The organism is Croceibacterium ferulae (assembly GCF_003660445.1).
In the GTDB taxonomy this organism is placed as follows: domain Bacteria; phylum Pseudomonadota; class Alphaproteobacteria; order Sphingomonadales; family Sphingomonadaceae; genus Croceibacterium; species Croceibacterium ferulae.
This window is the reverse complement of the sequence record NZ_QZVQ01000007.1, coordinates 174,948-190,069: the sequence shown is the minus strand read 5'-3', so window position 1 is coordinate 190,069 and position 15,122 is coordinate 174,948. Positions and strand designations below refer to the sequence as shown.

General features: G+C 65.8%; 13 protein-coding genes. 12 read left to right on the top strand and 1 reads right to left on the bottom strand.

The annotated features are described in order from the left end of the window. The first annotated feature begins 133 nt into the window (after window positions 1–133). The 12 genes from nuoG to D5S08_RS09695 are packed head-to-tail and all read left to right on the top strand — an operon-like array spanning window position 134 to window position 13,271. Complete coding sequence (nuoG, locus tag D5S08_RS09750; protein ID WP_121118162.1) at window positions 134–2,152, top strand: NADH-quinone oxidoreductase subunit NuoG; 2,019 nt, start codon at window positions 134–136, stop codon at window positions 2,150–2,152. After that, entirely contained in the window at window positions 2,149–3,195 is a 1,047-nt protein-coding gene (gene nuoH / locus D5S08_RS09745) for an NADH-quinone oxidoreductase subunit NuoH (protein WP_121117967.1), read from the top strand. The genes nuoG and nuoH overlap by 4 nt, the downstream gene beginning before the upstream one ends. Continuing rightward, the gene (gene nuoI, locus D5S08_RS09740) at window positions 3,192–3,677 is read left to right on the top strand and encodes an NADH-quinone oxidoreductase subunit NuoI (protein ID WP_121117965.1); all 486 of its coding nucleotides are present in this window, start codon (window positions 3,192–3,194) and stop codon (window positions 3,675–3,677) included. The genes nuoH and nuoI overlap by 4 nt, the downstream gene beginning before the upstream one ends. A 34-nt stretch (window positions 3,678–3,711) precedes the next feature. Beyond that, complete coding sequence (locus D5S08_RS09735) at window positions 3,712–4,332, top strand: NADH-quinone oxidoreductase subunit J (RefSeq protein WP_121117963.1); 621 nt, start codon at window positions 3,712–3,714, stop codon at window positions 4,330–4,332. Between the two features lie 28 nt (window positions 4,333–4,360). Then, on the top strand, window positions 4,361–4,666 hold the full coding sequence (gene nuoK / locus D5S08_RS09730) for an NADH-quinone oxidoreductase subunit NuoK (RefSeq protein ID WP_039094432.1): 306 nt from the start codon (window positions 4,361–4,363) through the stop codon (window positions 4,664–4,666). Window positions 4,667–4,670: 4 nt separating this feature from the next. Continuing rightward, on the top strand, window positions 4,671–6,755 hold the full coding sequence (nuoL, locus tag D5S08_RS09725) for an NADH-quinone oxidoreductase subunit L (protein WP_121117961.1): 2,085 nt from the start codon (window positions 4,671–4,673) through the stop codon (window positions 6,753–6,755). Further along, window positions 6,755–8,314, top strand: coding sequence for an NADH-quinone oxidoreductase subunit M (locus tag D5S08_RS09720; protein ID WP_121117959.1), 1,560 nt, complete (start codon window positions 6,755–6,757; stop codon window positions 8,312–8,314). The genes nuoL and D5S08_RS09720 overlap by 1 nt, the downstream gene beginning before the upstream one ends. Next, complete coding sequence (gene nuoN, locus D5S08_RS09715) at window positions 8,314–9,789, top strand: NADH-quinone oxidoreductase subunit NuoN (protein ID WP_121117957.1); 1,476 nt, start codon at window positions 8,314–8,316, stop codon at window positions 9,787–9,789. Before D5S08_RS09720 ends, nuoN begins: the two co-directional genes overlap by 1 nt. A gap of 28 nt (window positions 9,790–9,817) precedes the next feature. Then, window positions 9,818–10,540: a biotin--[acetyl-CoA-carboxylase] ligase gene (locus D5S08_RS09710; RefSeq protein WP_121117955.1), complete on the top strand. Its 723-nt coding sequence runs from the start codon at window positions 9,818–9,820 to the stop codon at window positions 10,538–10,540. A gap of 1 nt (window position 10,541) precedes the next feature. Next, window positions 10,542–11,342, top strand: a complete 801-nt coding sequence (locus D5S08_RS09705) for a type III pantothenate kinase (RefSeq protein WP_121117953.1) — start codon at window positions 10,542–10,544, stop codon at window positions 11,340–11,342. After that, complete coding sequence (locus D5S08_RS09700) at window positions 11,320–12,966, top strand: ribonuclease J (protein ID WP_121117951.1); 1,647 nt, start codon at window positions 11,320–11,322, stop codon at window positions 12,964–12,966. The genes D5S08_RS09705 and D5S08_RS09700 overlap by 23 nt, the downstream gene beginning before the upstream one ends. A gap of 17 nt (window positions 12,967–12,983) precedes the next feature. Continuing rightward, the gene (locus D5S08_RS09695) at window positions 12,984–13,271 is read left to right on the top strand and encodes a DUF1467 family protein (protein WP_121117949.1); all 288 of its coding nucleotides are present in this window, start codon (window positions 12,984–12,986) and stop codon (window positions 13,269–13,271) included. A gap of 31 nt (window positions 13,272–13,302) precedes the next feature. Here the strand turns inward: D5S08_RS09695 and D5S08_RS09690 are convergent, their stop codons facing one another. Next, on the bottom strand, window positions 13,303–15,111 hold the full coding sequence (locus D5S08_RS09690) for a coiled-coil domain-containing protein (protein ID WP_126665531.1): 1,809 nt from the start codon (window positions 15,109–15,111) through the stop codon (window positions 13,303–13,305). Window positions 15,112–15,122: the final 11 nt, after the last annotated feature.

Sequence of the window (15,122 nt, the reverse complement as noted above, 5' to 3'; positions counted from 1 at the left end):
GACTATGCCCCGCCTGCTTGCAGATTAACTGCGGTGCGGCCTTGCACTTGGTCGCGCGGTCGGACAGAGGAACACGGCGGAGCGATGCCGCGCTGCACCCATGGTCAGTGTCGACGCCCAGACGGAAACAGAGATGCCTACAGTCACCGTTGACGGAACAGAGATCGAAGTGCCCGATGGGGCCACCGTGCTGCAGGCCTGCGAGCTTGCCGGCAAGGAGATCCCGCGCTTTTGCTACCACGAACGCCTGTCCATTGCCGGCAATTGCCGCATGTGCCTGGTGGAGGTGAAGCCCGGCCCGCCCAAGCCGCAGGCCAGCTGCGCGCTGCCCGCGACACATGGGCAGGAGATCCGCACCGACTCCGAAATGGTCAAGAAGGCGCGGGAAGGGGTGATGGAGTTCCTCCTGATCAATCACCCGCTCGACTGCCCGATCTGCGACCAGGGTGGCGAATGCGACCTGCAGGACCAGTCGGTCGCCTATGGCCGTGGCGGCTCTCGCTATCACGAGAACAAGCGGGCGGTGACCGAGAAGTACATGGGTCCCTTGATCAAGACGATCATGACCCGCTGCATCCATTGCACCCGCTGCGTCCGTTTCTCCGAAGAGGTGGCCGGCGTGGACGAGATCGGCGCGCTGTACCGCGGCGAGGACATGCAGATCACCACCTATCTGGAGCATGCGACCAAGCACGAGCTGTCGGCCAATGTGATCGACCTGTGCCCGGTCGGCGCGCTGACCAGCCGGCCCTATGCCTACGAAGCGCGGCCGTGGGAGCTGAAGAAGACGCTGGGCATCGACGTGTCCGACGCCATGGGCTCCAACATCCGCATCGACGTGCGTGGCCGCGAAGTGCTGCGCGTGTTGCCGCGCAACAATGATGACGTGAACGAGGAGTGGCTGAGCGACAAGGCGCGCTGGCAGGTGGACGGGCTGACCCGTCGCCGGCTGGACCGCGTGTGGATCCGCCGCGATGGCAAGCTGCAGCCGGCGGCGTGGGACCAGGCCTTCGGCATGATCGCTTCCGCCGCAAAGGGCGGCAGCGTGGCGGCAATGGCCGGTGACCTGCTGGATTGCGAGACGATGTTCGCGGCCAGGCGGCTGGTGAATGCCGCGGGGTCGCAGCTGCTGGAGAGCCGGCAGACCGGCATGAGCTATCCGGCGGGCAATCTGGCGGCCGTGAACTTCAACAGCACCTTTGCCGGGATCGAGACGGCGGATGCCGTGCTGATCGTGGGCAGCCACGTCCGCTGGGAAGCGCCGTTGCTGAACGTCCGTCTGCGCAAGGCGGCAAAGCGCGGGGCGAAGATCTTCATTGTCGGCCCGCATTGGGAGCCGACCTACCGGGCGGAGTTCCTGGGGGAGGACGCTTCGGTCCTGCACGACCTGCCCGATCATGTGGCGGCAGCGATGCAGGGCGCGGCGCGGCCGGCGATCATCGTCGGCGCCGGCGGTCTGGTGGCGGGCGCGCACGGACCGGCCCTGGCGCTGGCGCATGCCTGGAATGTCGTGCGTGATGCGGACGGCGTCCGGTGGAACGGCTTCAACGTGCTGCACATGGCGGCGGCGCGCATGGGTGCGCTGATGCTCGGCTTCGCGCGGCCGCGCGGGCTGGCGGAACTGGTGCAGGCGGCGCCTGCCGTGCTGTTGTCGCTGGGCGCAGACGAGATGGACTATGCGCCCTTCGCGGGTTCGCTGAAGGTCTATATCGGCCATCATGGCGACAAGGGTGCGACCGCGGCCGACATCATCCTGCCTGCCAGCGCCTATACGGAAAAGGCCGGCACCTATGTGTCGACCGAAGGTCGCGTGCAGTTCGCCGACAAGGCGGCCTTCGCGCCGGGCGATGCGCGGGAGGACTGGACCATCCTGCGCGCGCTGGCCGATGCGCTGGGCGTGTCCATCGGCTTTGACAGCTTTGACCAGCTGCGAACGGCCATGGTCGCCGAAGTGCCGGCGCTTGGGGCCGAGGGACTGATCGATTTCGGTCCGCTGCCGGCAGCCGAAAGTGCCGAACGCGCCGGTGGGCCGATCGCCTATCCGGTGAAGGACTTCTATCTCACCAATCCCATCGCGCGGGCCAGCGCCACGATGCAGCGCTGTTCGGCCGAACTGCTGCATGGTGAGGAACTGGCGGAGGCAGCCGAATGATTCCCGTCTTCGAAGGCTGGGGCATGAGCTACGAGGCGGCCTGGACCGTCTCGACCATCGCCGGCATCCTGTTGATCGCGCTGCCGCTGATGTTGGCTGTCGCCATGGTGATCTATGTCGATCGCAAGATCTGGGCCGCCATGGCGCTGCGCCGTGGTCCCAACGTGGTCGGCCCGTTCGGCCTGCTGCAGAGCTTCGCCGACGGATTGAAGGTGTTCCTGCAGGAAACCATCGTCCCCTCGGCGGCGAACAAGGGCCTGTTCCTGATCGCGCCGATCATCACCTTCACGGTGGCGTTGGCTGCATGGGCGGTGGTGCCGTTCAATTCTGGCGCGGTGCTGGCCGATATCAATGTCGGGCTGCTCTACATCCTCGCCGTCAGTTCGCTGGGCGTCTATGGTGTGGTGATGTCCGGCTGGGCATCCAATTCCAAGTACCCCTTCTTCTCCGCCATGCGTGCCGCGGCACAGATGATCTCGTACGAGGTGTCGATCGGCTTCATCCTGATCTGCGTGGTGCTGTGGGCGGGATCGTTCAACATGAACGAGATCGTGCTGGCGCAGCGCGGCCACGGGCTGGGCATCGTCAACGGCTTCGTCTTCAACCTGCTGCTGTTCCCGATGTGGGTGATGTTCCTGATCTCCTCCCTGGCGGAGACGGCCCGTGCGCCGTTCGACCTGACAGAAGCGGAGAGCGAGCTGGTTGCCGGCTACCAGACCGAGTACAGCTCCATGAGCTTCGCGCTGTTCTGGCTGGGTGAATACGCCAACGTCCTGCTGATGTGCACGCTGAACGCGGTGCTGTTCTTCGGCGGCTGGCTGCCTCCGCTGGAGATCGGATTCCTGTACTGGATCCCGGGCTTCGTCTGGCTGCTGCTGAAGATCGCGTTCTTCTTCTTCGTCTTCTCCTGGATCAAGGCGACGGTGCCGCGCTTCCGCTACGACCAGCTGATGCGGTTGGGCTGGAAGGTCTTTCTGCCGCTGAGCCTCGCCTTCGTCGTGCTGGTGAGCGGGTGGCTGATGTTCACGAGGTATGGCGCATGAGTGTCGCGCAACTGATCAAGTCGTTCACGCTGTGGGAGTTCTTGAAGGCTCACCGGCTGACGCTGAAGTACTTCTTCAAGCCGAAGGCGACGATCAACTACCCGTACGAGAAGAACCCGATCTCCCCGCGCTTCCGGGGCGAGCATGCATTGCGCCGCTACCCCAACGGGGAAGAGCGCTGCATCGCGTGCAAGCTGTGCGAGGCGGTATGCCCGGCGTTGGCGATCACCATCGAGGCGGAGCCGCGGGATGATGGCAGCCGCCGTACCACGCGCTACGACCTCGATATGACAAAGTGCATCTATTGCGGGTTCTGCCAGGAAGCGTGCCCCGTGGACGCGATTGTCGAGGGGCCGAATCTGGAATATTCGACCGAGACGCGCGAAGAACTGCTCTATGACAAGGCCAAGCTGCTGGCGAACGGGGACAAGTGGGAGCGTGCCATCGCTGCCAATCTTGAAGCCGATGCGCCGTATCGCTAGGCCGCGCTGACGCACGCGCCGGGACAAACGACACATGCTGCAAGCCTTTGCCTTCTATCTGTTCGCCGCGCTGGTCATCGCCAGTGCGACGTTCACGATCCTCGCCCGCAACCCGGTGCATTCCGTGCTGTGGCTGATCCTCGCCTTCTTCAACGCGGCCGGCCTGATGATCATCATCGGCGCCGAGTTCATCGCCATGCTTCTGGTGATCGTCTATGTCGGCGCTGTCGCGGTGCTGTTCCTGTTCGTGGTGATGATGCTGGACATCGACTTCGCCGAACTGCGCGCATCCTTCATGAAGAATTTCCCGCTGGGGATCGCCATCGCCGCCGTGCTGCTGGCCGAACTGGTGCTGGGCATCGGGGCCTGGCAGTCGGGCGGGCTGGAACTCGGCACCGCAAGTGGCGAGGCCGCACCGTTGCTGGGACGCAGCAATATCGAGAGTATCGGTGCGCTGCTGTACGGCCGGTACCTGTTCCTGTTCGAGTCCGCCGGCCTGATCCTGCTGGTGGCGATGGTCGGCGCAATCGTGCTGACGCATCGCGAAGGCCGCGCTGTCCGTGGTCACCAGGATATCGCCAAGCAGATCGCGCGTCGCCCCGGCGATGCGACGGTGAACACACGGCCGGAAAGCGGCAAGGGGGTGACGCTGTGACCCGTCGAGAAGTTGAAGGTGCCCGCGCATGATCGGCGTTGAACATTATGTGGTCGTCAGCTCGATCCTGTTCGTGCTGGGCGTCCTGGGGATCTTCCTGAACCGCAAGAACATCATCGTCATCCTGATGGCGATCGAGCTGATCCTGCTGGCGGTGAACCTCAATCTTGTGGCCTTCAGCGCCTTCCTGGGCGACCTGACGGGGCAGATCTTCGCCATGTTCGTGCTGACCGTCGCCGCCGGCGAGGCGGCGATCGGCCTTGCCATCCTGGTTATCTACTTCCGCGGACGTGGCACCATTGCGGTGGACGACGTCAACCGGATGAAGGGGTAAGTACTTGTCCTCCATCCTCATCATCGTTTTCCTGCCACTGCTGGCATCGATCGTCGCAGGGCTGGGGCACCAGGCCTTCGGCGCCACTGTCGCGAAGGCAATCACGACGGCAGGGCTGTTCGTGTCCTGCGCGCTCAGCTGGCCGATCTTTCTGGCCTATCTGGGTGGCGACGCCGCCGGCCAGGTCGTGCCGGTCATGACCTGGGTCCATTCGGGCGAGATGACGTTCGACTGGGCTCTGCGGGTCGACACGCTGACCGCGATCATGCTGGTGGTGATCACCAGCGTTTCGGCGCTCGTGCACCTGTACAGCTGGGGCTATATGGCGGAGGATCCGGATCAGCCGCGTTTCTTTGCCTATCTGTCGCTGTTCACCTTCACCATGCTGATGCTGGTGACGGCCAACAACCTGGTGCAGATGTTCTTCGGCTGGGAAGGCGTGGGCCTCGCTTCCTACCTCCTGATCGGCTTCTGGTATCGCAAGCCGTCCGCGAGTGCCGCCGCGATCAAAGCGTTTGTCTGGAACCGAGTGGGTGACCTCGGCTTCATGCTGGGCATCTTTGGCACATTCCTGGTGTTCCAGACGACCTCGATCCCCGCGATCCTAGAGGCGGCGCCTGCCATGCAGGGGAGCACCATCACTTTCCTGAGCATGCGCCTGGATACGATGACAATCCTGTGCCTGCTGCTGTTCGTAGGCGCGATGGGCAAGTCCGCGCAGCTGGGCCTGCACGTCTGGCTCCCTGATGCGATGGAGGGGCCGACGCCTGTTTCCGCGCTGATCCACGCTGCAACCATGGTCACCGCTGGCGTGTTCATGGTGTGCCGCCTGTCGCCAATGTTCGAGGCGGCGCCGGCCGCGCTGACCTTCGTCACCTTTATCGGCGCGGCCACCTGCCTGTTCGCGGCGACGGTCGGAACCACGCAGTGGGACATCAAGCGGGTGATCGCCTATTCCACCTGCTCGCAGCTCGGCTACATGTTCTTTGCCGCGGGGGTGGGTGCCTATGGCGCGGCCATGTTCCACCTGTTCACGCACGCCTTCTTCAAGGCGCTGCTGTTCCTGGGGGCGGGCAGCGTGATCCATGCGATGCATCACGAGCAGGACATGCGCTATTATGGCGGCCTGCGTAAGCACATCCCGCTGACCTTCTGCGCCATGCTGGCGGGCACGCTGGCGATCACCGGCGTGGGCATCTACTGGGTGCATGCGGGCTTTGCCGGCTTCCATTCCAAGGATGCGATCCTGGAGGCAGCCTTTGCCAGCGGCACGGGCATGGGGCGGTTCGCCTTCTGGATGGGTGCGGTCGCCGCGCTGCTGACCAGCTTCTACTCCTGGCGGCTGATGTTCCTCACCTTCTGGGGCAAGCCGCGCTGGGCGCAGTCGGAGCATATCCAGCACGCGATGCATGACGCGCATGGGCATCATGACACCCATGGTCATGCTGAGCATGGCGCGCACAATCCGCCCGCGCAGGAAGATGCCGGCCACGATCATGCGCATGCTGTGCCCTCCGCGCAGCAGGATGACGGCACGGCGGGGTATCACCCGCATGAGAGCCCGTGGTCCATGCTGATCCCGCTGGTGGTGCTGACGGTCGGCGCGGTGTTTGCCGGTTTCGTGTTCAGCCCGTTCTTCCTGGAGAGCGAGACCGTGTGGAACGGCGCGATCGCCTATAACGAACATCTCATGCACGAGATGCATCTGGTGCCGCTGTGGGTGAAGCTGTCGGCCACGATCGTGATGCTGATCGGCCTGGCAGTCGCCTGGCTGGCCTATATCCGCGACACCTCCATTCCGGGGAAGACCGCCGCGGCGCTGGGGCCGGTCTACCGCTTCCTGTTCAACAAGTGGTATTTCGATGAGCTGTACCACGCCGTGTTCGTGAAGCCTTCTTTCGCGCTGGGTCGCTTCTTCTGGCAGAAGGGTGATGTCGGGGGGATCGACCGGTTCGGTCCCAATGGTGCGGCATTCGTGGTGCAGCAGGGGGCAGTGCTCGCGCGCAAGGTGCAGTCGGGCTATCTGACCAGCTATGCGCTGATCATGCTGCTCGGCCTGGTCGCCGTGGTGAGCTGGGTGCTCGTGTAATGGGGGGTTTTCCGATCCTTTCGCTGATGTTGCTGGTGCCTTTGCTGGGTGCCATCGCCTGCCTGTTCGTGGGCGAGCGGGCCGCGCGCTCGATCGCGCTGGCCGCTACCGTTATCGACCTGGTGCTGGGTATCGTGCTCTGGGCCCGCTACGACATCGGTGGCGCGCAGTGGCAGTTCACCGAACGCGCGGACGTTTTTGCCGGCTTCGCCTGGGCACTGGGCATCGATGGCATCGCCTTGATGCTGATCGTGCTGAGCGTGTTCCTGATGCCGATCTGCATCCTGGCCAGCCACTCGATCAACAAGCGCGTGCCCGAATACATGGCGGCCTTCCTGTTCATGGAAGTGCTGATGATCGGCGTGTTCAGTGCGCAGGACATCTTCCTGTTCTACATCTTCTTCGAAGCCAGCCTGATCCCGATGTACCTGATCATCGGCATCTGGGGCGGCGACAACCGGATCTACGCCAGCTACAAGTTCTTCCTGTATACGCTGTTCGGCTCCTTGCTGATGCTGATCGCGATGCTGTGGATGGTGAATGTCGCGGGCACCAGCAGCATTCCGGCGCTGATGGGGTACGACTTCCCGGCTGATGCGCAGGTCTGGCTGTTCCTGGCCTTCTTTGCCAGCTTTGCCGTCAAGATGCCGATGTGGCCGGTGCACACCTGGCTGCCTGACGCGCACGTGCAGGCGCCGACGGCGGGATCGGTGATCCTGGCGGGTGTGCTGCTGAAGATGGGCGGCTACGGCTTCATCCGGTTCAGCCTGCCGATGTTCCCGGAAGCGAGCGCCGACCTGGCCTGGCTGATCTGGACGCTGTCGATGATCGCCGTGGTGGTCACCAGCCTGATCGCGCTGGTGCAGCACGACATGAAGAAGCTGATCGCTTACTCCTCCGTCGCCCATATGGCGATCGTGACCATCGGCCTGTTCGCGTTCAACGTGCAGGGGCTGGAAGGCGCGATGATGGTGATGCTGGGCCACGGCCTGGTGTCCGGCGCGCTGTTCCTGTGCGTGGGGGTGATCTACGACCGGCTGCACACCCGCGAGATCAGCCGCTATGGTGGCCTGGCGACGAACATGCCGCGCTATGCGCTGTTCTTCCTGCTGTTCACCATGGCGAGCGTCGGCCTGCCGGGCACGAGCAATTTCGTGGGCGAGTTCCTGAGCCTGGCCGGTGCCTATCAGGTGAACAGCTGGGTGGCCTTTGTCGGCACGACCGGCATCATCCTGGGCGCGGCCTATATGCTGTTCCTGTACCGGCGCGTGGTCTTCGGCGAGCAGAAGAACGCCGATGCCGCGGCCATGCCCGATCTGGCGCCGCGCGAGTGGCTGATGCTGGCACCGCTGGCCGCCGCCACCCTGTGGATGGGCATCTATCCCGAGAGCTTCCTGGCGCCGATGCGGTCCGACATCGCGATCCTCGACGCGCGGCTGGCGCGCTCCGCTCCCGAGAGCGATGCGCGGCTTGCTATAGAGGCGGTCGCTCCCGCAGAACAGCACGGCGGCGATCATGCGCCTGCCCACGGTATTGACGTGCATGGGGGCGCGCACTGATGGATTTCTCGACATCTCTCGCGCTGATCGCACCGGAACTGGTGCTTTCGCTGTCCGGCCTGGTGCTGCTGCTGGTCGCGGCATGGGCCGGTGACCGCTCCGCCCGCGTGGTCAGCGTGCTGGCCTGCGTGGCACTGGGCGCGGCCTTTGCGTTGTGCATCCCGGTGGTGAGTGGCGGCCTTGCAGGTCCTGATCGCATCGCCTTCGATGGGCAGTTCCGGGCCGATGCCTTCGCTTCACTTGCCAAGCTGATGATCTATGCCGCCAGCCTGGCTGCCCTGATCCTGGCGCCGGCCTTCCTGGAGCGGATCCGTTCCATGCGGGCGGAATATCCGGTGCTGGTGCTGTTCTCTGCCGTCGGCATGAGCATCATGGTCTCCGCGACCGATCTGCTGACGCTGTATATCGGGCTCGAGATGCAGTCTCTGGCAGCATACGTGCTGGCTTCCTTCGTCCGCGACAACACCCGCTCGGCCGAGGCTGGTCTGAAGTACTTCGTGCTGGGTTCGCTTGCCTCCGGCATCCTGCTGTTCGGCATGAGCCTGACCTACGGCTTCACCGGCAGCACCGCATTCGACGCGATCGGCGTTGCAGTGAGCGGCGAGTTGAACACCGGGGCGCTGTTCGGCCTGGTCTTCGTGCTGGCGGGTCTGGCGTTCAAGATCAGCGCCGTGCCGTTCCATATGTGGACGCCCGATGTCTATGAAGGCGCGCCGACCCCGGTCACGGCCTTCTTCGCCAGTGCGCCGAAGGTGGCTGCAATCGCCCTGCTGACCCGGGTGCTGATGGAAGCGTTCGGCGGGCAGGTGGAAGCCTGGCGGCAGATCGTGGTGTTCCTGGCGCTGGCCTCCATCGTGGTGGGCGCGCTGGGTGCGATCGGGCAGGACAACGTCAAGCGGCTGCTGGCCTATTCCTCCATCAACAATGTCGGCTTCATCCTGATCGGCGTGGCCGTGGCGAGCACGCAGGGCGTCAGCGCCATGCTGGTCTATCTGGCGATCTATGTGCCGATGACCATCGCCGGCTTCGTGGCGGTGCTGATGCTGCGGGACGGCGCCGGCGATCCGGTGGAGCGCATCGCCGACCTGTCCGGCCTGTCTCGCGTACGTCCGGCCGTGGCCTGGTGCCTGATGATCGTGATGTTCAGCCTGGCGGGCATTCCGCCGATGTTCGGCTTCTGGGGCAAGTTCGTCGTGTTCCAGGCAGCGGTGCAGGCCGACATGGTCGTGCTGGCCGCGATCGGGATCGCCGCCAGCGTGATCGGCGCGTTCTACTACCTCAAGATCGTCAAGGTCATGTTCATGGACGAACCGGCCGGCGTGATCGAGCCCGCCGGCGGGCAGCCGGGGAACGCCTCCCTGGGAGCGCTGCTGGCGATCTGCACGCTGATGATTTCCCCTTTCGGCTTCCTGGCGACGGGCTGGTTGGGTGCACTGGCGGACCGGGCGGCGGCATCGTTGCTGCTGCTTGCCTGACAGCGTTGCGCCGCATCCGGACCGCGGCATGATCGAGTTTGTTGCCGAAACAGCTTCGACCAACGCGGACCTGCTGCAGCGCAGCCGGTCCGGCAGTCCGGCCATTGAAGGGCACTGGCTGGTGGCGGACCGCCAGCATGGCGGCCGGGGACGGCAGGGGCGTAGCTGGCTGGACGCGGCCGGCAACTTCATGGGTTCCACCCCCATTGTCTCCACGGCAGGGGACCCGCCGGTCACCACACTGCCGCTTGCCTGCGGGCTGGCGGTCCTAGAGGCCTTGATGCCGCTGGTCCCGGCTCCGGCGCAGCTTCACCTGAAGTGGCCGAACGACGTGCTGCTGCGCGGTGCCAAGATCTCCGGTATCCTGCTGGAGCGGGAAGGCGACCTGATCATCGCCGGTTTCGGCGTGAACCTGGCGGCAGCGCCGACCTTGCCGGACCGTCCCGCCGGCACCCTTGCCGATGTCGGCCCGGTCCCGGATCGTGACAGTTTTGCGCGCAATCTGGCGGCGGCGCTGGCGGGCGAGCTGCGGCGCTGGCGGAGCGAAGGGGCCGCTGCGACGGTCAGCCGCTGGCTCGCCGCCGCGCACCCGATCGGCACCGTGTTGTCAGTCCATGACGGGGGTGCGCGGCGTATCAGCGGGCAGTTCGCCGGGCTGCAGGCCGATGGCGCGATGCGGCTGGTGATGCCGGATGGTGACACCCGCGTCGTCCATGCCGGCGATGTGGTGCTGGAAGGGAGCGCGGGCTGAGATGCTGCTGGCGGTGGATGTCGGCAACACCAATGTGGTGTTTGCGCTGATCGAGGCGGGCACGATTGCAACGCGCTGGCGCATCGCCACCGATCCACGGCGGACGGCCGACGAATATGCCGTGTGGCTGCTGCAGCTGATGGCGATCGAGGAGGTCGAACGCTCGGCCATCGGCACGATGATCGTCTCCAGCGTGGTACCGCGCGCCCGGCACAATCTGGAGGTTCTGGGCCAGAAATATTTCGGTTTGAACCCGTTGCATGCGGGCGAGGGCGCCGCGGCCTGGGATTTCCCGATCCATGTGGACGAGCCGCGCACGCTGGGAGCCGATCGCGCCGTCAACGCGCTGGCTGCGCACGACGCCTTCGATGGCGATCTGATCGTGGTCGATTTCGGCACCGCGACCACCTTTGACATGATCAGTGCCGATGGCGCCTATCAGGGCGGGATCATCGCGCCCGGCATCAATCTGTCATTGGATGCGCTGGTGAACAATACGGCGAAGCTGCCGCGTATTGCCATCGACCATCCGCGCACCACATCCGTAATGGGGCGCAATACCGAAGATCAGATGCAGATCGGGGTCTTCTGGGGCTATGTCGCCATGATGGAAGGGCTGATTGCCCGCCTGAAGGCTGAGATCGGGCGGCCCTGCCGCGTGATCGCCACCGGCGGACTCGCCCTGCTGTTTCAACGGCACACCCGCATATTCGATGCGGTCGATGCCGATCTTACATTGAAAGGGCTGGCGATTCTCGCGGCCCGAGCGGAAAGTTTGAATGAAGAAAAATTTCGCACCTGAAGAAGAGTTGCTGTTCCTGGCGCTGGGAGGGTCGGGCGAGGTCGGCATGAATGTCAGCCTGTATGGCTGTCGCGGCAAGTGGCTGATGGTCGACCTGGGCATGAGCTTCGGCGCCAACGAATATCCCGGGACGGAGCTGATGTTCGCGGACATCCAGTTCATCGAGGATCGCGCGGACAGTCTGCTCGGCATCGTGCTGACTCACGGACATGAGGACCATATCGGCGCTCTGCCCTATTTCGCGGCCGATCTCGGGGTGCCACTCTATGCCACGCCGTTCACGGCCGAGCTGGTGCGGCGCAAGCTGCAGGAGGCGGGCTTGGCCGGCAAGGTCAAGCTGCATGTCATCGAGGAAGATCAGGGACCGCTGGCGCTGGGGCCGTTCACCGTCGACTGGCTGCCGATGGCGCACTCCATCGCGGAAAGTCATGCCCTGCTGATCGAGACGCCGTTCGGCCGCGTGTTCCATTCGGGCGACTGGAAGCTGGATGACGAGCCGCTGATCGGCGATCCCATGACGGCCGAGGAACTGGCGGAAATAGGCGACGAGGGCATTCTGGCGCTCGTCTGCGATTCGACCAACGTGTTCAATCCCGAAGCCTCCGGTTCCGAAGGCGACGTGCTGCGCGGGATGATGGAGGAGGTGCGCCGACACAAGGGCAAGCGGGTGCTGGTCACCAGCTTCGCGTCCAACGTCGCGCGGCTGCATACGCTGGGCGAGGTCGCGCGGGCGACCGGGCGGCAGCTCGTGGTGGCCGGCCGTTCGCTGGACCGGATCATCCAGGTGGCGCAGGACAATGGCTATCTGCGCAATCTGCCCGACACGATCGACTTCGACACCGCCATGGGCCTGCCGCGCGGCGAGGTGCTGATCGTGGCCACCGGTGGCCAGGGCGAACCGCGGGCGGCGCTGTCGCGCATTGCGGAGGGGACGCACCAGTTGGAGCTGACCGCGGGTGACGTGGTGCTGTTCTCCAGCCGGCAGATCCCGGGCAACGAGCTGGCGATCGGCCGCATCCAGAACATGCTGGCCGCACGCGGCGTGGCCATGGTCAACGACCGGCGCAGCCTGATCCATGTCTCCGGCCACCCCGGCCGGCCCGAACTGGAGGCCCTGTATGGCTGGCTGCGGCCGCAGATCCTGGTGCCGGTGCATGGCGAGTTGCGGCACCTGCAGGAGCAGGCGCGCGTCGGCAAGGCCGCAGGCATCCCCGATCAGGTGGTGCAGGTGAATGGCGAGATCGTGCGGCTGGCGCCGGGCAAGCCGGGCCGGCTGGCGCGGGTGCCCAATGGCCGTCTGGTGCTGGATGGCGACATCATCGTGCCGGCCGACGGCGACGCGATCGTCACCCGTCGCCGGCTTGCGCGCGACGGGTTGGTGATCGTGGTGCTGGACGGGCGCGGCGGCGTGCAGGTGCAGGGCCTGGGCCTGCCGCTGGATGAGGATTACGACGCCTTCGTGGCCGAGGCGGAGCGCGAGATCGCTTCGGCACTCGGTCGGCTGAAGGGGCGTGACCGCGCAGACCAGTCCGCGCAAGAGGAAGCCGCGCGGCTGGCCGGTCGGCGGGCGGCGCAGCGCTGGTCTGGCAAGAAGCCGCAGATGCGCATCATCCATCCGCGCTGAGGGACAGGAACGCCAGCATGAAATGGACCTCCATCCTGGCGATCTACGCCCTGTTCTGGGTGTTCAGCGCGTTCCTGCTGCTGCCCTTCGGCGTGCGTACGCATGAGGAGATCGGGGCCGAGAAGGTGCCGGGTCAGGCGGATAGCGCCTCGGCTACCTTCCGGCCCGGCCGCCTGGCGCTGCGCGCCACCGCAATGGCCGCAGTCCTGTGCGGGCTCTACGTGCTGAACTACACGCAAGGCTGGATCACGGCGGATGATCTGAACGTCTTTGGCGAGCCGCCCGTCGGCGTCGAATACCGGTAAGGGCGGCTCGGCCGCTTAGTGGCGGCAGGCTCTACTCAGCCAGCCGCTCGGTCGCCTGGGCCAGCGCAACGTAGAGCTTGCCCATGTCGGAGGACAGCAGCGTCACCGCCAGCGGATTGCCGGCGCGGGTGGCGAGCACTTCGCGCAGCAGCAGCTCGAAATCGTGGAGGTAATTGTCCACCGCTTCCTGGAAGGCAGCGTCGCCATCGTGCAGGCCGGCGATCCGTCCGGCCTCCCCGGCATCCAGCAGGCGCACGGCGCGGCGGGTGAAGCGGCCATGGTCGCCCGCTAGATAGGCGTTCCAGTCGCCTTCCTCGATCTCCCCGGCGAAGATGCGGGTCAGGTCGATGGCTTCGCTGTTCAGCCGTTGCAGGATGGCGGTCATGGCAGCGGCAAAGCCGTTGTCGATCCGCGCCAGCGCCTGTTCGCGTGCAGCGGCGATGCGCTGTTCCAGCGCCTCCGCCAGCGTCTCCACCTCCACCATCGTTGCGGCGAGTTGCGAGCGGGCGGCACCCGCGCCGGCCTCGGCCTGGGCGGGCAGGGCGGACAGCCGCTGTTCCAGCAGGTCGATCTGCGCCAGCGTGGCCGTGCCTTCGCCGCGCGCGGCCGAGAGGCCAGCGGCGAGGGCTTCGCCGCGCTCCACCAGCCGCTCCACCTGCGCCACATGCTCCTGCTGCCGGCGCGCGATTTCCGCGTCCAGCATCTCGAACTGCTCGCGCAGCATGATCGTGGCGCTGGCCTCGCGCTCGGCCGCCTCGACCTCGCGCTGGCGACGCTCGCCTTCGAACTGGGCCAGCCGCTCGGCGGCGGAGCGTTCCACCGCCACGGCTTCCTCGTGCAGCGCGGCCAGGCGCTCGCGGGCCTCCTGCGCGGTCTGCTGGTCCAGCCGGCCGACCCGCTGCAGCGTCTCGTTCATGCGTTCCTCGAACCCGGTCAGCGCCGCGTTCCACGCCGCATCCGCCTCGCCTTCGCTGGCGCGCAGCTGCGTGACGAAGCCGCGCGAACGGTCCTCCAGCGCGGCCATCCGCTGTTCCGCAATCCCCGCCAGCTGGTTGCTCTGCCGGATCAGTTCGGCAATGGTGCCTTCCAGCGCGGTGCGCAGGCTGGCGACCTCCGCCTCCGTCTCGTCGCCGCTTTCGCCCAGCCGTTCGACCGCTTCCGTGAGCGCGTTCACCTGATCGCCGGCGGCCTGACCTGCCAGGCCGATGCGGTTGGTCAGGTCGCGCATCGCTGCGCCAAGCACGGGCAGGTCGTTGCGCACCTTTTCCATGTTGGCGGCGGCATGCGTGCTGATGCGGCCGATCGCCTCCACTTCCTGCATGTTGTCGCCGATCAGCGATTGCAGCTTCTGCCCGCTGCTGGACAGCCGATCCACCGCCACCCGGCCTAGGCTTTCGAGATCGCGGGACTGCCCGGCCATGAAATCGCGCGCCAGGCTGAGCTCGCGGTTTACCGTGGCAAGCCGCTGTTCCAGCGTCGTCGCCTCCCGCTGCAGCATCTGCGCGATGCCGCCGAAGCGCAGCGCTTCGCGCCGGCTGCTGCGCATGACGACGAGCCACAGCGCCACGACCAGAGCCGTAACGATGGCCCACTGTGCCACCAGACCGGCCCAGAGTGCCGGTGCCGCGGCCGCGCGCAGCTGGGGCATGTTGGCCCACAGGAAGAACCCGGTCCAGCCGGCCACGGCCAGCACGGCGATGACCGACGGCAGCCACGATCGGGCGACGGCATCGTCCTCGGGCTGCAGCGCCGGCCATTCTTCATGCCGATCCGCCGCCGCATGGCTGTTTGCCGGCACGGTTCCGGTCTGCTCCGCTTCGGTGCCGTGGCTCAAGATCATCTGTCCGTTCC

Coding starts and splice junctions, on each gene's coding strand:
- nuoK (WP_039094432.1), top strand. CDS start 4,361: ATGATCGGCGTTGAACATTATGTGGTCGTCAGCTCGATCCTGTTCGTG.
- D5S08_RS09690 (WP_126665531.1), bottom strand. CDS start 15,111: ATGATCTTGAGCCACGGCACCGAAGCGGAGCAGACCGGAACCGTGCCG.
- nuoH (WP_121117967.1), top strand. CDS start 2,149: ATGATTCCCGTCTTCGAAGGCTGGGGCATGAGCTACGAGGCGGCCTGG.
- D5S08_RS09695 (WP_121117949.1), top strand. CDS start 12,984: ATGAAATGGACCTCCATCCTGGCGATCTACGCCCTGTTCTGGGTGTTC.
- D5S08_RS09710 (WP_121117955.1), top strand. CDS start 9,818: ATGATCGAGTTTGTTGCCGAAACAGCTTCGACCAACGCGGACCTGCTG.
- nuoG (WP_121118162.1), top strand. CDS start 134: ATGCCTACAGTCACCGTTGACGGAACAGAGATCGAAGTGCCCGATGGG.
- D5S08_RS09720 (WP_121117959.1), top strand. CDS start 6,755: ATGGGGGGTTTTCCGATCCTTTCGCTGATGTTGCTGGTGCCTTTGCTG.
- D5S08_RS09700 (WP_121117951.1), top strand. CDS start 11,320: ATGAAGAAAAATTTCGCACCTGAAGAAGAGTTGCTGTTCCTGGCGCTG.
- D5S08_RS09735 (WP_121117963.1), top strand. CDS start 3,712: ATGCTGCAAGCCTTTGCCTTCTATCTGTTCGCCGCGCTGGTCATCGCC.
- nuoN (WP_121117957.1), top strand. CDS start 8,314: ATGGATTTCTCGACATCTCTCGCGCTGATCGCACCGGAACTGGTGCTT.
- nuoI (WP_121117965.1), top strand. CDS start 3,192: ATGAGTGTCGCGCAACTGATCAAGTCGTTCACGCTGTGGGAGTTCTTG.
- D5S08_RS09705 (WP_121117953.1), top strand. CDS start 10,542: ATGCTGCTGGCGGTGGATGTCGGCAACACCAATGTGGTGTTTGCGCTG.